The 21,135-nt window shown below is 52.0% G+C and carries 16 protein-coding genes; 5 read left to right on the top strand and 11 right to left on the bottom strand.

What is annotated here, in order from left to right; all coding sequences use genetic code 11:
- Window positions 1-57: 57 nt before the first annotated feature.
- The 5 genes from CRO03_RS09220 to CRO03_RS09200 all read right to left on the bottom strand — a co-directional run bounded on the left by CRO03_RS09220 (window position 58) and on the right by CRO03_RS09200 (window position 8,398).
- On the bottom strand, window positions 58-3,906 hold the full coding sequence (locus tag CRO03_RS09220; protein ID WP_097111352.1) for an efflux RND transporter permease subunit: 3,849 nt from the start codon (window positions 3,904-3,906) through the stop codon (window positions 58-60).
- The gene (locus tag CRO03_RS09215; RefSeq protein ID WP_097111351.1) at window positions 3,896-5,716 is read right to left on the bottom strand and encodes an efflux RND transporter periplasmic adaptor subunit; all 1,821 of its coding nucleotides are present in this window, start codon (window positions 5,714-5,716) and stop codon (window positions 3,896-3,898) included. Before CRO03_RS09215 ends, CRO03_RS09220 begins: the two co-directional genes overlap by 11 nt.
- 55 nt (window positions 5,717-5,771) lie before the next feature.
- Window positions 5,772-6,221 carry a hypothetical protein gene (locus CRO03_RS09210; RefSeq protein ID WP_097111350.1) on the bottom strand — a complete coding sequence of 150 codons (450 nt, stop codon included), beginning with the start codon at window positions 6,219-6,221 and terminating at the stop codon, window positions 5,772-5,774.
- Window positions 6,222-6,363: 142 nt separating this feature from the next.
- Entirely contained in the window at window positions 6,364-7,947 is a 1,584-nt protein-coding gene (locus CRO03_RS09205) for an amidase (RefSeq protein ID WP_097111349.1), read from the bottom strand.
- 112 nt (window positions 7,948-8,059) lie between these two features.
- Entirely contained in the window at window positions 8,060-8,398 is a 339-nt protein-coding gene (locus CRO03_RS09200) for an ArsR/SmtB family transcription factor (protein ID WP_097111348.1), read from the bottom strand.
- Window positions 8,399-8,586: 188 nt separating this feature from the next.
- Here CRO03_RS09200 and CRO03_RS09195 point away from each other — a divergent pair, with 188 nt between their 5' ends.
- The 5 genes from CRO03_RS09195 to CRO03_RS09175 all read left to right on the top strand — a co-directional run bounded on the left by CRO03_RS09195 (window position 8,587) and on the right by CRO03_RS09175 (window position 13,536).
- On the top strand, window positions 8,587-9,522 hold the full coding sequence (locus tag CRO03_RS09195) for a permease (RefSeq protein WP_097111347.1): 936 nt from the start codon (window positions 8,587-8,589) through the stop codon (window positions 9,520-9,522).
- Between the two features lie 100 nt (window positions 9,523-9,622).
- Window positions 9,623-10,075 carry a Zn(2+)-responsive transcriptional regulator gene (zntR, locus tag CRO03_RS09190; RefSeq protein WP_097111346.1) on the top strand — a complete coding sequence of 151 codons (453 nt, stop codon included), beginning with the start codon at window positions 9,623-9,625 and terminating at the stop codon, window positions 10,073-10,075.
- Window positions 10,075-11,169 (top strand): SO_0444 family Cu/Zn efflux transporter, encoded by a 1,095-nt coding sequence (locus tag CRO03_RS09185; protein ID WP_097111345.1) that lies wholly within the window; start codon window positions 10,075-10,077, stop codon window positions 11,167-11,169. Before zntR ends, CRO03_RS09185 begins: the two co-directional genes overlap by 1 nt.
- A gap of 113 nt (window positions 11,170-11,282) precedes the next feature.
- Complete coding sequence (locus CRO03_RS09180; RefSeq protein ID WP_097111344.1) at window positions 11,283-11,774, top strand: TIGR03546 family protein; 492 nt, start codon at window positions 11,283-11,285, stop codon at window positions 11,772-11,774.
- A 10-nt stretch (window positions 11,775-11,784) separates the two neighbouring features.
- Entirely contained in the window at window positions 11,785-13,536 is a 1,752-nt protein-coding gene (locus CRO03_RS09175) for a TIGR03545 family protein (protein WP_097111343.1), read from the top strand.
- 92 nt (window positions 13,537-13,628) lie between these two features.
- Here CRO03_RS09175 and rraB read toward each other — a convergent pair whose 3' ends face one another.
- The 6 genes from rraB to CRO03_RS09145 all read right to left on the bottom strand — a co-directional run bounded on the left by rraB (window position 13,629) and on the right by CRO03_RS09145 (window position 21,133).
- A complete protein-coding gene (rraB, locus tag CRO03_RS09170) occupies window positions 13,629-14,000 on the bottom strand; it encodes a ribonuclease E inhibitor RraB (protein WP_097111342.1) in 372 nt (123 codons plus the stop codon).
- Window positions 14,001-14,004: 4 nt separating this feature from the next.
- On the bottom strand, window positions 14,005-14,748 hold the full coding sequence (locus tag CRO03_RS09165) for a 1-acylglycerol-3-phosphate O-acyltransferase (protein ID WP_097111341.1): 744 nt from the start codon (window positions 14,746-14,748) through the stop codon (window positions 14,005-14,007).
- A 42-nt stretch (window positions 14,749-14,790) separates the two neighbouring features.
- Window positions 14,791-17,100, bottom strand: coding sequence for a DNA topoisomerase IV subunit A (parC, locus tag CRO03_RS09160; protein WP_097111340.1), 2,310 nt, complete (start codon window positions 17,098-17,100; stop codon window positions 14,791-14,793).
- Between the two features lie 74 nt (window positions 17,101-17,174).
- A complete protein-coding gene (locus CRO03_RS09155) occupies window positions 17,175-18,566 on the bottom strand; it encodes a tetratricopeptide repeat protein (protein WP_245861567.1) in 1,392 nt (463 codons plus the stop codon).
- Window positions 18,567-18,630: 64 nt separating this feature from the next.
- A complete protein-coding gene (gene parE, locus CRO03_RS09150; RefSeq protein ID WP_097111339.1) occupies window positions 18,631-20,523 on the bottom strand; it encodes a DNA topoisomerase IV subunit B in 1,893 nt (630 codons plus the stop codon).
- Window positions 20,524-20,542: 19 nt separating this feature from the next.
- Window positions 20,543-21,133: a YqiA/YcfP family alpha/beta fold hydrolase gene (locus tag CRO03_RS09145; protein ID WP_097111338.1), complete on the bottom strand. Its 591-nt coding sequence runs from the start codon at window positions 21,131-21,133 to the stop codon at window positions 20,543-20,545.
- Window positions 21,134-21,135: the final 2 nt, after the last annotated feature.

Raw genomic sequence — 21,135 nt, 5'->3', positions numbered from 1 at the left:
GGGCGTCAGCCCGAACGAGTTGCTGTGGCAAGCCAAATGGGGTATTGCAGTCGATCGCTAACGTGCTACACGAGAAACTCTCCGCTCTTCCACCGCACAATACAACACCGGCACCATAAATACGCTTAACAGTACAAATAACATCCCACCAAAGGTCGGAATGGCCATTGGGATCATCAGATCTGCACCGCGGCCAGTGGCACTTAATACCGGCAGCAACGCCAGAATAGTGGTGGCCGATGTCATCAGACACGGCCGGATTCGCTTCTGTGCTGCTGCTAATACCCGCGCCCGCACCTCTGCTTTAGTCCGCGCTGTACGCTCAGCAAAAGCTTGCTTTAAATAACTGGCCATCACAATACCGTCATCTACCGCTATGCCAAATAACGCCAGAAAACCTACCCAGACAGCGATACTTAAATTGTAAGGTTGTAACTGAAACAGCTGCCGCAGGTTAGTGTCAAACAGGCTGAAGTTCATAAACCAGCTCTGCGCAAACCAGTCCAGCATGATAAAACCACCGGCCCAGGCGACGGCGATGCTACTGAAAATCATCAGAGTGGTACTGACCCGCCGGAATTGCAGATAAAGCAGCATAAAAATCAGCAGTAACGCCAGCGGTACTACCCATAACAAGGTGGTCGCAGCCCGCTGCTGATGCTCAAAACTGCCAGCGAAACTGTAACTGGCGCCGGCTGGTAATTGCCAGGCACCGGTCGCAAGTTTATCGTCCAGGTAGGTTGCTACCGCATCAACCACCTCTACTTCGGCCATGCCCGGCTTGCCCCCAAAGGTTACATAGGCGGTTAGGAAAGTATTCTCCGAGCGGATCATCTGCGGACCACGCTGGTACCGAATCTCAGCCAATTGGTTTAATGGCAGTGGATAACCGGCAGGCGTATCAATTAATACCCCGGTCAGTTGCTCCAGCGTATCGCGGCGCTCGCGCATATAGCGCACTCGGATGGGATAACGCTCACGGCCATCAATTATCTGACCTGCATCCATGCCGCCTATTGCGTTAGCGATAGCCTGTTGCACCAGCTGCATACTCAGACCGTGCCGGGCTATGGCGGTTCGGTCCGGATGGATCTCCAGATAAGGCTGGCCTACTATCCGCTCGGCGTTCACCGTCGCCGGGTTTACAGCAGGCGCTTCCCGGATCAGCTGTTCCAGCGCCAACGCCAGCTGCTCAAGCGTCGCTAAATCGGGTGCAGCCAGTTTTAACCCCATTGCTGCACGCATGCCAGTTTGCAGCATCAATTGCCGGGTCTCTATTGGTTGTAACTTAGGTGCAGAGGTGACACCAGGCAACTGCGCGGCCTGAATAATCTCCTGCCAGATATCATCCGGGCTGGTAATGTGCTCGCGCCACTGCCGGTATGGCCGACCCTGGCTATCCGGTATTAACTGGCCCGTGCTATCTCTGACAAATTGCTGACTGTCAGGGTCAAACCGGAAATAAACACGCTTGCCCTGCTCATCGGTTTTAAACTCACTGTGATATTGAATAAGTGTTTCAATCATACCAAGTGGTGCCGGATCCAGCGCTGTCTCGGCCCGGCCAACCTTGCCCACAACCGACCGCACTTCAGGAATGGCAGCAATTGCCTGATCCTGCTGTTGCAGCACTGCTATAGCTTCAGCCATCGAGGCATGCGGCATCAGGCTGGGCATCAATAAAAAAGCCCCTTCATCTAACGCCGGCATAAACTCCCGCCCCAAGCCCGGGTAGCGCTGCGCCGTTGCGCTGTCAGTTGCCACCCAGGGGAGTACCCGTTCAGCGCCAAGCCAGATGGTTAGGCCGTGCCCTACTAACAACATCGGCAGTAGCAAAAACAACAATTTGACCTTCAGTATCAACCGCAACAATGGCAGATAACTGACTAAGAACAGCCAGAAAAACAGCAGCACCACGGCAAGCAGCAATGCAACCAACAGCGTATTACTTAGTAAACCCGCAGCCGGCCCCAATGGCTGCCAGAAGTATGCCAGTAAACTCGTGACGCCAAGCAACAAGGACAACAGCAGTAATGCCCGGCCACGGCCATACAGGTTGGCTGGCAGGCTTAGCCGTGCCAGTGGTGTGCCGGTTAGCCAGCGGCTGTGCCAGCCAGTCAGTCGTGCCCTTAGCGGCTGAAAGCGGTTTTTAATGCCCTGCATCCGCGGCGAGAATAGTAAAAACAGCAACACGGGTAGTAAAGTGAGCGCCAGTAAGGCTGCTGCCAGTAACACCAGGGTTTTACTGTACGCCAGCGGACCAAATAATTTACCTTCAGCCCCCGTCATACTGAATACCGGCAGAAAGCTGATTACGGTAGTGCTGATGGCGGTTAGTATTGCCGGCCCCACTTCCTGCATTGCCCGCTGCACCGCACGATAAGCAGTTAACTCCGGTTGCTGCTGGCGCTGGCGGATAAGGTTTTCACTGACAATTATCGCCATATCAACGATAGTACCAATGGCAATCGCAATACCCGCCAGGGCGACAATATTGGCCTCAACCGCCAACAATTTCATGCCGATAAAGCTCAGCAATACTGCCAGCGGCAACATAATACTGACCGCAAAAACAGCTCGCAGGTGCCATAGCAATACCAGCACCACAATAATCGTCACCAGAAGCTGCAAACTCAATGCCTGTTGCAGCGTACCCAGGGTTTCATTAATCAGCTCTGAGCGGTCGTAAAATGGCACCACCGTCAGCTGGCTTAAGGTTAGCCACTCTGGCCAGGCTGTGGCCGGGTGCTGCTGGAGGAAAGTGGTCCAGCGGCTGTTATCGGTGCCCCAGGCTGGTAAACTATTGGCACTGGCAAAAGCTGCTACTTGCTGCGCTTTGGTATCTGACCAGTCGATAACCGCTTTGGCCGGCAGGCCCCGGCTTATTTGCTTTAGCTGAGCGTTAATATTGTCGATTGCCTGGCGCGGATTAAAACCCTGACGAACCGTTACCACGCCTCCGACGGCTTCAGCACCAGCGACATCCAATGCCCCCCGGCGCTGGGCCGGGCCTATACTCACTGTTGCCACATCGGCAACGGTAATCGGGATATTGTTAGCCGCCAACCTTACCGCAGCCTGTTCGATATCACTGAGTTTTTCAACTAAACCGACGCCACGCAGCACATATTCCACACCATTAATTTCCCGGCTACCAGCGCTGACATCCAGATTTGCTGCCATCACCGCACTGCTAACGTCGGCCAGGGTAACCTGATGGATACGCAGTAAGTCCGGGTCCACTTCTATCTGGTACTCACGCTGATAACCACCAATGGACGCCACTTCACTAATACCTTCGGCCGCCAGCAAACCTGTTCGTAAATACCAGTCCTGAATACTGCGCAGCTCGTCTAAGTCCCAGCCTGCGGTCGTTTTGCCGTTCGGATCACGACCTTCCAACGTGTACCAGAACACCTGACCTAGTGCCGTCGCATCTGGCCCCAGGCCTGGCTGAACTCCCTCAGGTAAAGTATCGGCCGGCAAGCTGGCCAGTTTTTCCAGCAAACGGCTACGCGACCAGTAAAACTCGACACTGTCGTCAAAGATCACCGCAATACTGGAAAAACCGTACATCGACAAGGTACGGACATCTTTAACCCCGGCCACGCCCATCAGGGCGACACTCAACGGGTAACTGAGCTGATCCTCGACATCTTGTGGTGAACGTCCCGGCCATTCGCTGAAGACAATTTGCTGATTCTCACCCAGGTTTGGAATAGCATCGACTGCCACCGGCTGCAGTGGCATACCGGTTTGCCAGCCAAATGGCGCGTAAGCAATACCCACCACGACCAACAACGCACTCATCAGCAATACCAGCAATTTCTGGCGCAGGCAGCCGTTAATCAGCTTGCTAAACCACGGGCTGCTGTTGTCCTGCGTCGAAGACGGCTCAGTGTGCATGGCTGCCTCCGTCGCTGTACTGCTGTTCAATATCACCGCAACCTTGCATCATTGGCCCAAAATAGGGGTTTAACACGGTAGCCTGCCTCTGTAGCCAGCTGGCACCCTCACCGTCGCGCGCCATCGGACAATAAGCCCGATACCAGCCCGCCGCTAAGATGCCCTGCTCTGCCAGCGCTATTAGCGCCTGCACCTGCTGATAATATTGCTGCCGGGCCTGCTCAAGGTCGTTTATATGATGACTGTGCCCGGCGCCACGCTGCAACTGCGCTGCCTGTTGCTGCAAACCTACAGGCCAGTTAACCCCGGCAACCGCTTGCTGAAAGGCTTCGGTGCCCTGCTGCCAGCTTGCCAGGTCGTCCTCGGTTAAGGCCAGGTATAGTTGCTGGTAAGGTTCCAGAATAGCTGCCTGTTGCGCAGCGCTGAGACTAAAGTCTTCGTCCTGAGCAGATGTTGCCATCTGCTGCTCAGTTTTTTGCGCCGGTGTTTGCGGATGACCATGCTGCGCATGAGGATCGCCACTGCGGCCATCAGCAGAGAGCATACTGGGCAAACCGCGGATCTGCAGTTCGCTATCCAAGCGGAATGCGCCCTTGCTTACCACTAACTCACCTTCAGTTAAGCCACTCAGTACCTGATATTTATCGGCAAAACGCCGGCCCAGTGTTACTTGCCGACCGGAAAACTCTGTCGGCTGTTGCGGATGCTGCACATAAACTAACGAGCGTTGTCCGGTATGCAGCACTGCTGATGCAGGAATAAGTAATACGTCATCCTCTTTGTCAAGCAAGCTGGCACGGGCCAGCATACCGGGTAACAGGCGACCATCGGGGTTATCCAGCAGCGCCCGCACGGTTACCGTGCGTCGGTTACTATCAACCTCGGGTTCCAGCAGCAGCACTTGCGTGTGGAAGGTTTCTCCCGGCAATGCCAGTAACTCCACGCTGACTGGCTGCCCCGGGCTGATAGCAGCAAGCTGGTGCTCAAAGGCTTCCAGCTCCAGCCAGACTTTATCCAGCTCAAGAACAGTAAACAGCGGCTGGCCGGCACTGACATATGCGCCTTCATTCACCAGTTTATCCAGTACCCGGCCCGATACCGGCGCGCTAATGGTTACCGTGTCCTGCAGGTTTTCACTTTGTAAAATACTGTCGATCTGAGTAGCGGGCACACCCAGCAGCCGCAAACGACGGCGCGCTGCTGCCAGCGTGCTGTCCGCTGGCAGGCTGCTACCTTTTGCCGCAGCCAGTTGTTTGGCCTGCACCAGCTCCTGTTGAATAACAATAAGATCCGGATTAAAAATTTCCACCATTGGCTGGCCGGCACTAACATCGACCCCGCTACTATTAAGGTAAAATTTGTCGATCCGACCGGATGTCCAGGCGCTAATGGTTTTTAAGCGGCTTTGATCGGCAGCCAGTTTTCCGACCAATGCTATGCTGCCCTCAGCCTGCTGCCGTCGTACCGGCGTTAACTCAGGTTGTAATAACGCTTCAGCTCTCGCACTTAAGCGCATACCGCGAGCAGATTCGCCGGAAAAGGGGTCAGAGTGATTTTCTGTTGCATCCACGGTTACCGGAATAAGCGCCATTCCGCAAATCGGACACCGGTCGTCAGGGTTAGTGGAGCGAACATGCGGATGCATCGAGCAGGTATACACCGTTGCTTGTTCAGCAGACGCAGTGAGTTGCTGCAATGGGCTTTGCTTTGTTACAGGGCTTTGCTGCGCTGGCGCTGCCACCACACTACTTTGGAGAAATAATAACACTGGCAAACTGGCCAGCAAACCGCTTTTAACCGGGATAAACATAGTAAAACCTCTGTGTCTGACATAGCGAAAATAACCGTTGGTTACATCGCAGCTATCAAATCAACAGCAGGTTTTTACGTAAATAAAGAGGAACGGACGGTCGTGGTGGTGGCGCCTGAGCAAACCAGTTATTAGCAGGTTCGTTAACTGGCCAGATCTCGCTAACATGCACCCAACTTACAAATAGCACCATAGCCGGTAGCGACAGCGGATCCAGCTGAGTGGCCTGCGTATCGCAACCCGAGCAATTATCGTGCTGAGCGGTCAGCCCGGTGGCATCAACGCCGGTTAACACCGGCTGACTATGACAAGGCGGTGTTTTCTCAGAGAGCACTGTGGCAGCGTGCTGGGAATGCTCAGTGCCCATCGCATGGGCCGGGTCATTTACCCCGGCGTTTATACCACTACTTAAACTACCGCACAGCAGCAAACACCAGGACAAAGCAAGGCTGACCATCAGCGGGATAGTCCAGTGCTTTTGCTGTTGTACCAAAGTGCTTAACATAAGTTACTTAACATAAATCTGTATCAGCTGCCGTATGAGTTTAAAATAATTCAGGTTACTGTTGCCAGATCCAATTGCCGCTGAAGCTAGTGCCGCTAAGATTACGCCTCAACCACAAATAAGTCAAAACTGCCATTCATGTTTAGTTGCTAAGTTCAGCCACAAAACCCGGCCGCTGATAGGCTGCCAATTGCTGCTCCAGTAAACTGGCCAGCGCCAGCAATTCAGGTTCTGACCAGGGCAAGCCGACCAGACTGACACCCAGTGGTAAAATACCGCTGTAACCTGCTGGCAGGGTAATAGACGGATAACCCGCCACTGCCGCAGCAGTTGAGGTACCAAAATTAAAGTCGTCACCATTAATATGATCAATTGGCCAGGCCGGACCATAAGATGGCAGAATAATCGCATCATACCCCTGCTGACGCAGATACTGATCCAGCGCCTGTTCTGCTAATTTGCGACTGGCAGCAAGCGCTTGCTGATAACCGGCATAATCGGCCGCTAAATCTATCGCCGCTGCCTGCTCTAAATACTCCTGGCCATAAAACGCCAGCGCGGCTTCACCTTGCGCCCGGTTAAATTCTACGATTTCCGCCAGAGTGTCCCGCTCTGCAGGTACCTGATAAGTAGTTAACCAGTGCTCTAAATCACGTTTAAATTCATAAATTAATACCTTTAGCTCTGCCTGGTACAATTCTGGCGGTAATTGCCAGTTATCAGTACTGACCACCTCAATTCCGGCAGCGTTAAGCTCTGCTGTCAGCTTATCCAGCATCGGCGCTAACGCCGCATCCTGCTTATCATAAGCGCGCACCACCAGCACTTTCTTTGTTGTGGGCGGCTTGGCAGCAGCCTCAGTCAGAGATACAGCAAATTGATTTTTAGCTGCAGGCGTGACCAAAGCCTCCAATAATAATGCCGCACCATATACCGTTCTGGCCATTGGGCCGGCGATATCCTGTGCTTCAGCGATCGGAATAATACCCTCACCTGACACCGAACTGCGGGTTGGTTTTATACCAACAATGCCATTAATAGCAGCCGGGCACATTATCGAGCCATCGGTTTCAGTGCCCACAGCCAGCAAAGCTAAATCGGCCGCGACGGCCACGGCTGAGCCAGAACTGGAGCCACAAGGTGTATGACTTAATAAATGCGGATTGCGCACCTGGCCACCCAGCGCCGACCAGCCACTGGCTGATTTCTCACCCCGGAAATTAGCCCATTCTGATAAATTAGTTTTTGCCAGAATAATAGCCCCGGCGGCCCGCAACTGGCTTACCAGTGCAGCGTCTGACGCCGTAAGATGGCCTTGCAACGCCAGCGCACCGGCAGTCGTCGGCATGCTGTCGTTAGTGGCTATATTGGCCTTTAGCACTACCGGCAAGCCATGCAACGCAGAGCGCAGCTTACCCTGACGCCGCTCTGCATCAAGCTGCCGCGCCTGGGCCAGTGCATCCGGGTTAATGTCACTAATTGCCGCCAGCTGATGTCCGGCTTTGTTATGCGTATCAATTTGCTGCAGATAATAACTGACCAGCAGCTCGCTGCTGACTTCACCCTTTGCCAATGCCTGACTGGCAGCCTGGCTTGACAGCCAGGCCGGGTTAAATTCAGTTTGGGATGAAGCTGGGGCAGCCCCCGGCGAATTAACAGATGATGTATTTCCTGTGCAACCAAACAGTGACAGCAGCAGGCTCAGGCTTAACACAACATAACGCATTGGTATTCCTTAATTATCAGCAACGATTATTCGCAATCGCTAATCGTAACCGCTTTACGCTGGTTTCCCGCTACCTTTTATCGCACACCGCAGGTTGTTGTTCGCAAAAGCGTCAACACTTAGCGCTGGCGAGCTCTATGTTATGCATCGCCAATAATGGCTGGCCATCAGCGGTGCAACATTCCGCATATAAATAGCCTAATAACGATTCCACTACCTCAAACTGCAACTGACAATACAGTGTCCTGCCCTCACGCTGTTGCTGCAATAAGTCTACTTTGATCATTCTCGCCAAATGATGGGACAAGGTTGAGCCAGGAATATCCAGTTGCTGCTGAATATCGCCAACACTTAACCCTTGCCGGCCGGCTTTAACCAGAATACGAAATATTGCCAGCCGGGTGCTGTGACCCAGTTCAGCCAGCCGCGCCGCAGCCAATTCAAGTTCCATTAGGTTTTCCTCTTAACACAGACTTTGGTCTGAAAATAAAATCATTCTATATTTATCGAAGCATATTGACAATTCCATACTGATAGAAATAAAATATTTCGACATTAATGGAATTATAACTGCCCGGCGGGCTTTTTTAATAATCAATATTTCGATAATTGCGGAATAATAAAACTGAGGAGTTCAAAATGCTCGATTTAACCAACCTTAACCAGAATGCGCTTTATAGCAGCATTCAATTCTTTGTCATCGTGTTCAGTGAATTGCTGCTGTTGTTCGTGCTCATCAGTATGCTGGTTAGCTGGCTACAACATAAGATCCCTAAAGCGCGGGTTAAGGCACTGCTATCAGGTAAAAGTGGCTATATGCTGGCGGCTGGACTAGGCGCCATTACCCCCTTTTGCAGCTGTTCAACCCTGCCGATGATGGTTGGCTTGTTGCGGGCTAATGCTGCTTTTGGCCCGGTAATGACGTTTCTGTTTACCTCACCGCTGCTAAACCCCTATTTAATCGCCATGCTGTGGGTAATCTTCGGGCTGAAACTACTGCTGATTTATAGCGTAGCGGTGCTGGGGGTAGCTATTAGCAGCGGCCTTGTTCTGCAAGCTTTAAATTTCCAGCGCTTTGTAACCTTACCTGCTGCTGCAAACAGCTGTTGTGGCAGTAGTAGCGCCGACCCTGCGACACAAGCCAGGAAATCGGTGTCACTAAAAGCATTATTCCAACAAGCAATAAAAGAAACCCGTAGTTTCTTACCGCATATTGCGTTGGGTGTAGCAGTAGGTGCAGTGATCCATGGCTATGTGCCCGCTTCTTTGCTGGCAGGTTTGAGCAGCACTAACCCCTGGTGGCTGATCCCGGCCGCAGCCCTGAGCGGTATCTTGCTGTACGTGCGGGCCAGTACCATGTTACCGCTGGCGGCAACCCTGGTCGCCAAAGGGGCCAGTTTAGGGAGCGTAATGGCGCTGACCATTGGTGGTGCCGGCGCCAGCCTGCCGGAAATGATTATTTTAAAACGACTGTTCCAGTGGCCGCTGATGATTGCCTTTGTGGTGGTGGTACTGGGTACCGCAATAATCACTGGTTTCAGCATTCAATTACTACTTGGTCAAGCCCTGGTCTGACAGCGGCCAGCTGATTTTGTTGCTAACCCTTGACTCTGGAGTAAGCTCAAGGGTTTATACTGTGCCGGTAGTCGTTTAAAGCGATATCAGGAGCACTCAGATGAAGATTGGTGAATTAGTTAAACGGCATGGGGTCAGTGTTGACACCATCCGCTTTTATGAAAAACAACAGCTGTTAAGCCCCAGCGCGCGTTCTGACGCCGGCTACCGGTTGTACCTCGAAGCTGACAGCCAGCGTCTGGCTTTTATTTTACGGGCAAAAAGTGTTGGTTTTAGTTTGCAGCAAATTCATGAATTGCTACAAATTGAAGATAACAAAAGCCAGTGGCAGTGCAGCGATGTCAAAGATAAAGTGCAGCAAAAAATCCAGGAGATCAGCAAGCAACTGGCCGAGTTGCAGCAGTTTAAACAAGCCCTGCAACAGCTGGACGATGCCTGTTGCGGCGGCAGCATCAGCGCCACAGAGTGCTCTATTCTGACGGCACTGGAGCAAGGCAGCACTGTTAAACCCGAGCAACATAAAATGCCGCCACAACAGCAGGAGCAAAACTGATGCTAAGTTTTATTGATAATTTCTGGCAGCTGTTTGTACTGTCGGCACCCTGGTTACTGGTCGGGTTAGTGGTCGCTGCGATGATGAAAACCTGGATCCCAATGAACTGGCTGCAGAAACAGCTGGGCGGCGAAGGGATAAAACCGGTGCTCAAAGGGGCGCTGTTAGGCGCACCGTTACCACTTTGCAGCTGCGGGGTTATCCCGGCAGCAATCCAGCTGCGCCGTGGTGGCGCAGGTAAAGGCGCTACCGTGGCATTTTTAAGCGCCACCCCGGAAACCGGGGTCGACTCTATTTCAGTATCCTATGTGCTGCTGGGGCCGGTGATGGCAATAGTGCGGCCGGTTGCGGCTATTATCAGCGCCATTACCGCCGGCCTGCTGGTCGGCCGGGCCACTGAAGAACCAACACCCGCTGACAACAGCAATAGCGTTAAAAGCTGCTGCGCTGTAAAAGCAGCACCGGTCAGCGAGCCAGTTAAGCCGTCCTGCTGCAGCGCTAAGGGCAAGGCAATGGCAAAATCCTCGCTGTGGCAGCAGGCAAAGGATGGCCTGCAGTACAGTACCGGCAAATTACTGAGTGATTTTTACCTGTGGCTGATGCTGGGCTTGTTCTTCGCAGCGCTGGTGCAAACCCTGGTACCGATGGACTATCTCACCCAATACGGCAGCAGTATCTGGACTATGTTATTAATGGTGCTAATCTCCGTGCCGATGTATGTCTGTGCCACGGCATCAACGCCTATTGCCGCGGCAATGATGCTGGTTGGCATTTCCCCGGGTGCAGCGCTGGTGTTTATGCAGGCCGGTCCCGCTACCAATATCGCCACTATTAGTGTGGTATACAAAGAGTTGGGTAAAAGAGCATTAGCAGCTTATTTGTTCGGCGTTATTGTTATGTCGGTTTTCTTTGGCTGGTTATTGGACCGGGGCCTGGCCTATTTTGATATAACGGTGCAGGGAGCCATGCAACATCAGCACTCTGTATTGCCTGGCTGGCTTGAACTGGCCGCAGCATTGCTGCTGGCCGGGTTAATCTTGCGGATAATAGGCCAGCAGCTAAGTCAGCGCTGGCTGCGTCATCAGGTGCAGTAAAAGCCTGCTGGCATTGAATTTATCGGCACTGTTTCAACCACCGGCGGCTGACAAACGCCGGTGTGGCTGTTACCTTATATAACAGCACTGACTGCGACGATAAAGGATGTCCTATGCTAACCCTGCTTGCCCGAATTCTTAAAGTACTGAACTCTGAAGCCTCCCCCTGGCAAATTGGCTGGGCTATTGGCCTGGGCCTGATGGCCGGTTTATTACCTTTTGGTTTACTGACCCTGCTGATCCTGCTGCTGGTGTGTCTGTTAACCGTAAATCTGGCTACCTTTCTGCTGGTTTGGGGCCTGTGCAGCGGCCTGATGTTTATGTTCGGTGACGCCTTGGAAGCCCTTACCTGGCAATATGCACAAAGCCCCGCTTTATTGCAGCTGCTGGCGCAAAGTGAAACGTTGCAACTGTTTCATTTACACCACACTCTGGTATTAGGCGCTTTTGTATTGGGCATACTGTTGCTACTGCCTGTTGCCTGGCTTAGTACAGTATTGGTAAAACAATATCGTGGCCGGGTAATGAGCAAACTTCAGCAATGGAAAATCGTACAGATGTTAAAGGCCAGCAAGCTGGTCCAGCTGTATGAAAAATTAAATTAAGGGGCGTCAGATGATCCGTAAATCCGGTTGGTTAATTTTTCTTACCCTGCTCGCTGCCGTGCTGGCACTGGTGTATCTGTTTCTTGGCACCGCTATCCGGCTGGGCATGGTATATACCCTGGAAAAAGCAGTTGGCGCTGAAGTCAATATCAGTGACGTGTCGGTTAGCCTGGCTCCGCTTACCCTTAACGTCAGTGAATTACAAATCACTGACAATGCTAAACCAAGCCATAACACCATTAGTTTCAGCAATGCCCGCGCCGCACTGGAAGTGTGGCCGGCGTTACTTGGCTATTATGTGATCAACGACCTGGCGGTTGACGGCCTGGCCTACGGCACTGAGCGCAGCAGTCCGGGCAAGGTATTTCGTGGCCCGCATGCTGACCCCGCTGATAAAGTTGATTTCCAACAATTACTGCGCCTGGATTTACCGGACGCCGATGAGCTGTTAGCCCGGGCCGATTTGCAAACCGTGGCCCGCGGCGAAGAGTTACAACAGCTGGCTAAAGACCAGCAAAAAGTGCTGCGCGACGTACAATCGCAGTTACCAGATAAAGCGAAACTCGAACAAATTCAGGCCGACATTAAAGCGTTGACCGACAGTAAAATTGCCAATCCGGCCGATTTAGCAGCAAAGGCAGCTGAACTGAAAAAACTGCAGGACAGCCTGCGCTCAGAGCGCGATAAATTAAAAGCGGTGCAGGAGCAGCTTGGCCAGAGCCGCCAGCAATTGCAGCAGGCGGTAACGGCGCTGCGTGACGCCAGCAGCAGTGACTGGCAAAAGTTGCAGGACCTGGCCAACATTAGCGATGGCGGCCTGGCACCGATCAGTCAGATCTTACTGGGTGACTTCTGGGGCGAGCGGATTGGTCAGCTCGAGGCAGTTTACCGGTTGGCTGGTCCTTACCTACCTGAAAACTTACCTGGTAAAGAGCTGAGTGATCAACCTGAACTTACCTTAGCTAATCGCATTCTGCCACTACCCAGTCAACCCTATCCCGACTTCTGGATTAAAAATGCCCGGGTTAACTGGCTTATTGGCGGCGGTGAAGCCTTAGTAGAGCTGCAGGATATTACTGCTCAGCACGAGATCATCAACGCCGCTACCCGTTTCAATGCCGAGGTAACGGGCCTGCCGCAGCTGGCACTGCTAAAGCTGAACGGCGACTTCGCTGTGCTGGAACAAATGGTCACTAACGTGAACTGGCAGCTGCAGGGCATTAATGTCGACAGCATGGATATCGGCCGTGGCGACACCTTGCTACAGCTCGCTTGCGCCACCCTGAATACCACCGGTAAGCTGAATCTGGTCGACAACCAGGTCAAGCAACAGGCGCAGTTGGTATTACAGCAAGCCGAATTTAAACCCAGCGACAACAAATACATGCAGCAACTGGCTACCCTGCTAAACCAGCAGGCAGAAATTCCATTAAACTTAAATGCCAGCGGTTTAATCAGTGCGCCTGATGTCAGCATTCGCTCGCCGCTGGACAAGCTGCTGGCCGACGCTGTGCTGGGTGAAGCCAAAGCGAAAATTGCCACGCTGCAAACAGATTTACGCAGCAAGCTCGACAGTGAACTGCAACAGCAGCTGGGTGGTCAGAGCGACTGGCTGAGTATGCTGGATCAGCAGGACAGTGCAGCCGAGTCACTTGAGGGCAATATTGAGCAAATGCTTAACGCCAAACTGGCTGACGTAAAAGAACAGGCCGCTGACAAATTGAAAGATAAGCTACGCGACCGGCTTGGCGGTGGAGGTTAGCAGCAGGTAGCTACCGCAACAGACGCCACCGAGACTGCCGTAAAATATAAAAAGCCGCTTTTAAGCGGCTTTTTTGTTGTTAACTAATTACCTTACTCTTCGTCGTCATCCAGGACGAAGTCTTCTTCGTCGCCTTCAAAGTAGGTGCCCCAGCCGTCGTATTCTACGCCATGCTTATGGGCCAGCTCTTCCAGTTTAATCGCATCGGCGACAATAGGTTCAACCTCCAGCGATTGCTCGCGAATTGCGTCAAAAACCCAGGCACTGGCGCCGTCTTCAAACTCGACTTCTTCGGCGTCGGTGACTTCGTAACCGAGTTTAAACAGCTCAACGGCCAGTTTTTCCAGCTTGTTGAAGTCTTTGTCGTAGAAGTGATGCTCTACGGTATAAAGCGCATCCGGATCGCTGCCATCTTCCAGCAACGCGCCTATGGTATCTTCAGTAAATTCCTGCCAGTTTTCCATGCAATTACTCTTTTGATTTGCTGTTTCGCGCAGTGTAGTCGTTGCCGAGCTCTTCATCAAGCTGCTGAATTTGTGCGGCCATCTGTAAACGGATATTTTTCGCAAACTGGCGCAAACTATCTTCTTTGCTAAGCGGCGCTGGCGCGGCAAACTGGACAATAACCTTGCCGTTATTCCAGCGGTTAAGTTTGAACTGACCATGGGTGCTACTCATGGTTACCGGCACCAGCGGTACATTGGCTTCAAGTGCAATATGAAAGGCCCCCATTTTGAACGGTAACAGACCACGGCCATAACTGCGGGTGCCCTCGGGGAACATCCAGACTGAAATTTTATGCTGCGATATCCGCTCTGCTGCGGCCAGCATGGTACTTAACGCTTTATTTTTGTCGTTACGGTCAATCATGATATTACCGCTCAACCAGTATAACTGGCCAAAGAACGGGATATATTTCAGACTTTTTTTACCAATCGTTACCGTACGCGGCAATACTGTGCCACTGAGCGTGAATAAATCGAGGTTGTTCTGATGGTTGGCAATAAACACATAGGGCTCACCGACAATTATCGCCGGGTCGCGCCGTACTTCAACTTCAATCCCTAAAATCCAGGAAACCTTGCCATACCAGCGGCTGAACAGTGCGACGTTGTCAGGATGAAAGGGCCTGAACAAACAGACGATTAACCCTGCCAACGTGCTGATAATAAAAAATAACGTCAGTAATATTAGACGAACAACCGCAATCACTAGCTGGCCCCTTCCGGATAAAAGGGGCACAGTATAGCGGCTTTAGCTGTCATTGCTGGTTTGATCTCTGACAGTTTCATCAGTTTGCTGGCTGTCGCTGGCTCCCTGCTGCACCTGCACTTCGTCAATCCGCTGCAGCCCGCGTGGCAGTTTGTTGCCTCTGCGGCCTCGCTCGCCCACATAATGCTCTAAATCAGCCGTTTTCAGCGTCAGTTTACGCTTACCCGCTACCAGGGTAACGCCGCCTTCTGCCGGCACCACTGCCAGCTGACATACATACTCTTCCCGGCTGGCAGCCCGGGCTGAAGGAATCGACATCAGCTTGTTGCCCTTACCTTTACTAAGCTTGGGTAGTTCACTCACCGGAAACACCAGCATCCGGCCTTCATTTGAAATACACAACAATAAATCGGTCTCGGGTTGTTTCACTACCAGCGGCGGTAAGACTTTAGCGCCGACCGGTAAGCTGAGCACCGCTTTTCCCGCTTTATTACGACTGAGTAAATCACTGTATTCGGCCACAAAGCCATAGCCGGCGTCGCTGGCCAGTAACAGTGCCCGCTTTTCATCACCCAGCAGCACATGGTCGACCGTTTCACCGGCAACAATGGTAAAGCGGCCACTCAGGGGCTCGCCCTGACCGCGGGCCGACGGCAATTCATGCGCTTCGGTGGCATAGCTACGACCACTGGAATCGATAAACACCGCTTGCTGATTGGAACGACCGCTGGCCATGGCTTTAAAGGCATCACCAGCTTTGTAACTCAGGGCATTACCATCGACATCATGGCCTTTGGCACAGCGTACCCAGCCTTTTTCCGACAGTACTACCGTCACCGGCTCACTGGGTAGCAACTCTTTTTCACTTAATGCTTTAGCTTCACCCCGGGTCACCAGTGGGCTGCGGCGCTCGTCACCGTATTTCTCGGCATCGGCCAGTAATTCATCGCGAATAAGCTTGGTGAGTTTTTTCTCTGAGCCTAAAATACTTTGCAGTTTGTCCCGCTCTTTGGCCAGCGCATCCTGCTCGCCCCGGATCTTCATTTCTTCCAGCTTGGCCAGATGACGTAATTTCAGCTCTAAAATAGCTTCGGCCTGGCGTTCGGTTATCCCAAAAAACGCTATCAGTTCCGGTTTCGGCTCATCGAAGGTGCGGATAATCCGGATAACGTCATCAATATTCAAAAAGGCAATTAATAAACCTTCTAACACATGCAAACGATCGAGCACTTTATCTAAGCGGTATTGCAGGCGGCGGCGCACCGTGTCGCGGCGGAATGTCAGCCATTCACTGAGAATTTCCAGCAGGTTTTTCACCCGCGGCCGCTGATCCAGCCCCAGAATATTTAAGTTAACCCGGTAACTGCGCTCTAAATCAGTGGTGGCAAACAAATGCTGCATTAATTGTTCAATATCAACCCGGTTTGACCGCGGTACTATCACAATCCGGGTTGGGTTTTCATGATCCGACTCATCGCGCAGATCACTGACCATCGGCAGCTTTTTCGCCTGCATCTGACCGGCAATCTGCTCCAGAATTTTTGAACCGGACGTTTGGTGCGGCAGAGCGGTTAATACTATGTCGCCATCTTCCAGCTGATACACCGCCCGCATTTTTATGCTGCCACGGCCACTTTGATAAATTGCAGCAATATCGCTGGCCGGGCTGATAATTTCAGCGTCGGTCGGGTAATCCGGCCCTTTGACATACTGCATTAAATCAGTAATAGAGCTTTGCGGGTTGTCCAGTAATGCCGCACAGGCATTAGCCACCTCACGCACATTATGCGGCGGAATATCGGTAGCCATACCCACGGCAATACCGGTAATACCGTTTAACAGAATGTGGGGTAACCGGGCGGGCAGTACCTTTGGCTCTTCTAAAGTACCATCAAAGTTCGGCAACCAGTCTGTGGTGCCAGAACCAAGCTCAGATAATAATACCTCGCTGAACCGGGACAACTTCGCTTCGGTGTAACGCATGGCAGCAAAAGACTTCGGGTCATCCGGCGCCCCCCAGTTACCCTGGCCATCAACCAGCGGGTAACGATACGAGAACGGCTGAGCCATCAGCACCATCGCTTCGTAACAAGCGCTATCACCATGCGGATGAAATTTACCCAGTACATCACCGACAGTACGCGCCGATTTTTTATATTTGGCCAGGTGCGACAGGCCGAGCTCTGACATGGCGTAAATAATCCGCCGTTGCACCGGTTTTAAGCCATCGCCAATGTGCGGCAACGCCCGGTCCATAATGACGTACATCGAATAATTTAAGTAGGCTTCTTCAGTAAAGCGGCGCAGCGGTAGCTGCTCAACGCCGTCCTGGGATAACACCGTTTCTGTCATGCCGGTTCCTGTTATTATTAAGCTAATTCGTTATAAATTAAGTTGCTGTAACAGCCGTTATCAACGTAACGTTGTTACAGTGGTAAGTCTGTTTTTTCACGGCGGGTTTTACCGGCACGCCGGGTAAATTGCCATAACACTATGCCCAGTAAAATCAGGGTTGTGCAACCGAGGATCCCGAGCCACAACAGCTGAATTTGGCGTTTGCGTTCAACTTCCTGCAAGCGCAGCGCTTTTAATTCATTTTCCGCTTCCAGTAAGCTGGTGCGGACCTGTTGTCGTTCGCTGTCAAACTCCAGCCGTATTTGCTCCAGCGCCAGCTCATTTTCTTTATTACGCAGTTGCTGAAAGCCATCAATAAAATCATGCAGGGCAAAGTAAGCTTTCTGGTATTGATCCTGCTGCGCCAGTAACTCAGCCCGCAGTAATTTAATGGCCAGCGCCACATGGTCAGCTTGCTCGGCCGGCTGCCTGCTGGCTTGTTCTGCCAGCATCACCTGCTGCATGGCCAGCGATGTTTGCTCTAAATCCCTGTAAATTAGCGCTTTTTCATAATGATGCGACTGTACATGATAACTGGACTGCAAATTTGCTAAATATTGCTCGGCTTTCTCAATATAACCAAGCGCCGCCCCGGTCCGACTCATTTCGGCGCTGGTAATCGCCAGCCCAAGATAGGCATGATACAAATTAACGCTATCATTCGCTGCCAGACTGCGTTGCAGCATCTGATTAAAATGATCCAAAGCCTGCTGATAATTTTCCTGATAGCTATAGGTGCGAGCCAGATTAAACAATACCGCTATTTCATTTTTAACCCAGCCCAATTGCTGATACAACACCAGTGCCCGCTGCAAAAACTCCAGTGCGTCGTCTTCAAATGCCAGTGAAGAATACATCAGACCAAGTTGCGCATTTACTTCAGCCAGTACTTCCGGGTCTTGCAGCAATTCAGCACGCTGATACACATCTTTTAATAACGTCAGTGCCTGCTGGTCATTGTTTTGCTCACTCATGATGGCAGCCTGGTTTATCTGACCACGCAGGATCAATTTTTCATTGTCCAGCAAGGTAGCCAGTGCCGTTCCCTGCTGATAATGACTAAGCGCTTCGGTTAACTGCACCTGCATTTCCAGGGCATACCCCAGTTCATACCATACTTCCACTTTCAACGCCGACTCAGTGTCCTGCAACAGTTCCAGCGCCTGACGGGCAGCCTGTTGCTGTTGTTGATGACGGCCAAGCGCACTGTACAGAGCGGCTTGCTGTCGCAACCAATAGGCCTTTACCGCATCTGGCTGACTGGAAAACTCAGGTTGGCGCGCGGTCAGAATCGCCAGACTTTGCTCCGGCTGACGATGCTTCAGGCTATCCAGCTCCTGTAACCAGTCAGGAATGGGCTCCGCCCGGAGCAGAAACGCCATGCTTAACGATAGCAGCAGCAATAAGTAGCGGCAGATTTTCATCAAAACAGTTTCACATCCTTTATTCTGTTGCATATGCTTTGGCGCTGGCAAACTGCTCACAACGTTAGGCAATCAGCGCCCGGTCGCCTTTTAACTCCAGCCAGTCGCGCCGATCAGTCGCCCGTTTTTTTGCCAGCAACATATCCATCAGCTCCATGGTTTGAGCCACGTCATCGATGGTGAGCTGCACCAGGCGCCGGGTATTCGGGTCCATCGTTGTTTCACGCAATTGCAACGGGTTCATTTCACCCAGCCCTTTAAAACGTTGCACGTTAACCTTACCGCGCTTTTTCTCGGCTTCAATCCTGTCCAGCACGCCGGTTTTTTCATCTTCATCCAGGGCGTAATAGACATCTTTACCAATATCTATCCGGTATAACGGCGGCATCGCTACATAAACATGGCCTGCAGCGACTAGCGTGCTGAAATGACGCATAAATAACGCACAAAGTAAGGTAGCAATGTGTAAACCATCTGAGTCGGCATCAGCCAGGATACATATTTTGCCATAGCGCAGCCCGGTTAAATCCTGACTATCGGGGTCAATACCTATTGCCACAGAAATATCGTGCACTTCCTGCGACGCCAGAATCTGGCCGGACTCCACTTCCCAGGTATTGAGAATTTTACCACGCAGCGGCATTACCGCCTGAAACTCACGGTCGCGCGCCTGCTTGGCACTGCCCCCTGCTGAATCACCTTCCACCAGAAATAACTCGGTCTGATTTAAATCCTGCGCCGAACAATCGGTTAGCTTGCCCGGTAAGGCCGGGCCCGAGGTGACTTTTTTGCGGATAATTTTCTTAGCGGCTTTTAAACGTTTCTGGGCGTTGTTAATGCAGAAATCAGCCAGCGCCAGCGCGATATCAGTATGCTCGTTCAACCATAAACTGAAGGCATCTTTGACAATACCCGAGACAAAAGCCGCGCACTGGCGTGACGACAAGCGCTCTTTGGTCTGACCGGCAAATTGCGGGTCCTGCATTTTCACACTGAGTACATAGCTGCAGCGGTCCCAGACATCTTCCGGCGACAACTTAATGCCCCGTGGCAGCAAGGTGCGAAACTCACAAAATTCGCGTAAAGCTTCCAGTAAGCCCTGGCGCAAACCATTAACATGAGTTCCCCCCTGAGCGGTGGGAATCAGGTTAACGTAACTTTCAGTAACCAGCTCGCCCCCTTCCGGCAACCACAACAAAGCCCATTCCACAGCTTCCTGTGAGCCACTGAGATTGCCGACAAAAGGTTGTTCCGGCAGGGCAATATAGTTTTGCACTGCCTCGGCCAGATAATCCCGGATCCCGGCCTGGTAACACCAGCTGTACTGCTGCTGATTGACTTTATCGTCAAACTTTACCGTTAGCCCCGGACAGAGTACAGCTTTGGCTTTTAATACATGCAGCATTCTGCTGACTGAAAATTTTGGTGAATCAAAATAGCTGGGGGTTGGCCAGAAGCGCAGGCGGGTGCCGGTGTTGCGTTTCCCTACCGTGCCGGTAATTGCCAGTTCACTGACCTTATTACCATGTTCAAAGGCAATATCATATACGTTGCCGTCGCGGCGAATGCTGACGTCCACCCGGCTCGATAAGGCGTTAACAACAGAAATACCCACACCATGCAAACCACCCGAAAACTGATAATTTTTGTTGGAAAACTTACCACCAGCATGCAAGCGGCACATAATAAGCTCGACCCCCGACACCCCCTCTTCCGGGTGAATATCGACCGGCATGCCACGGCCATTATCGATTACTTCTATAGACTGGTCGTCATGTAAAATAACCTGCACCAAATCAGCATGGCCCGCCAGCGCCTCATCCACGCTGTTATCAATAACTTCCTGGGCAAGATGGTTAGGACGGGTCGTATCGGTATACATGCCTGGACGGCGCTGCACAGGTTCAAGCCCGGTTAATACTTCAATCGATTCGGCGTTGTACAGTTGTTCTGTCATAGTTTTTGTCACTGTCTGGTCACTGGGAGCCCGCGGTAGCCGGCGGCACTAACTGGCAAAATTCAGCAATCGCCGGCAGATAATCGGCAAAACGGCTAAAGCTGTGATCACCACCATCAATCACCTGTTGCCGGGCTCCCCGATAATAGCTAACGGCTTTGCGGTAATCTAACACTTCATCACCGCTTTGCAACAGTACTAAATAGTTGGCAGGGTAGCGTAACTGCAAAGGCATCAGTTGTTCCAGCTCAGCCATGTGGCTTTGCCGAACGGTAAAATGTTGCTGCAATACCGGATGATGATATTCACCCAGATAATCTGCCAATACCTGATGTGGCGCAACCGCCGGGTTAATTAAACAGGCCCGGCAATGATACCGTTCAGCCATAACTGTCGCCAGGAAACCACCGAGCGAACTGCCAATAATCGCTGTCGGCGGCGCTTTACTCATTGCCGCGGTTAACTGGGCCATCGCTTCCGCCGGAGTGTAAGCTAAATCCAGAGCGACAAAGTCTGCAGAAGGATAATGTGTTGCAAAATACTGGCGGGCCTGCACCGCTTTAACCGACAGCGACGAGCTGGCAAAGCCATGTAAATAATAAAGGGTCAAAC

The sequence above is a fragment of the Arsukibacterium tuosuense genome (assembly GCF_900215315.1).
In the GTDB taxonomy this organism is placed as follows: domain Bacteria; phylum Pseudomonadota; class Gammaproteobacteria; order Enterobacterales; family Alteromonadaceae; genus Alishewanella; species Alishewanella tuosuense.
Note: the sequence above shows the minus strand (reverse complement) of the source record. Positions and strands in the feature narration are given on the sequence as shown.

What these genes read in the sequence shown, in the direction of transcription:
- CRO03_RS09155 (WP_245861567.1), bottom strand. Translation starts at nt 18,566, where the DNA reads ATGAAAATCTGCCGCTACTTATTGCTGCTGCTATCGTTAAGCATGGCG.
- rraB (WP_097111342.1), bottom strand. Translation starts at nt 14,000, where the DNA reads ATGGAAAACTGGCAGGAATTTACTGAAGATACCATAGGCGCGTTGCTG.
- CRO03_RS09210 (WP_097111350.1), bottom strand. Translation starts at nt 6,221, where the DNA reads ATGTTAAGCACTTTGGTACAACAGCAAAAGCACTGGACTATCCCGCTG.
- CRO03_RS09215 (WP_097111351.1), bottom strand. Translation starts at nt 5,716, where the DNA reads ATGTTTATCCCGGTTAAAAGCGGTTTGCTGGCCAGTTTGCCAGTGTTA.
- parE (WP_097111339.1), bottom strand. Translation starts at nt 20,523, where the DNA reads ATGACAGAACAACTGTACAACGCCGAATCGATTGAAGTATTAACCGGG.
- zntR (WP_097111346.1), top strand. Translation starts at nt 9,623, where the DNA reads ATGAAGATTGGTGAATTAGTTAAACGGCATGGGGTCAGTGTTGACACC.
- CRO03_RS09180 (WP_097111344.1), top strand. Translation starts at nt 11,283, where the DNA reads ATGCTAACCCTGCTTGCCCGAATTCTTAAAGTACTGAACTCTGAAGCC.
- CRO03_RS09200 (WP_097111348.1), bottom strand. Translation starts at nt 8,398, where the DNA reads ATGGAACTTGAATTGGCTGCGGCGCGGCTGGCTGAACTGGGTCACAGC.
- CRO03_RS09195 (WP_097111347.1), top strand. Translation starts at nt 8,587, where the DNA reads ATGCTCGATTTAACCAACCTTAACCAGAATGCGCTTTATAGCAGCATT.
- CRO03_RS09205 (WP_097111349.1), bottom strand. Translation starts at nt 7,947, where the DNA reads ATGCGTTATGTTGTGTTAAGCCTGAGCCTGCTGCTGTCACTGTTTGGT.
- parC (WP_097111340.1), bottom strand. Translation starts at nt 17,100, where the DNA reads ATGACAGAAACGGTGTTATCCCAGGACGGCGTTGAGCAGCTACCGCTG.
- CRO03_RS09185 (WP_097111345.1), top strand. Translation starts at nt 10,075, where the DNA reads ATGCTAAGTTTTATTGATAATTTCTGGCAGCTGTTTGTACTGTCGGCA.
- CRO03_RS09220 (WP_097111352.1), bottom strand. Translation starts at nt 3,906, where the DNA reads ATGCACACTGAGCCGTCTTCGACGCAGGACAACAGCAGCCCGTGGTTT.
- CRO03_RS09175 (WP_097111343.1), top strand. Translation starts at nt 11,785, where the DNA reads ATGATCCGTAAATCCGGTTGGTTAATTTTTCTTACCCTGCTCGCTGCC.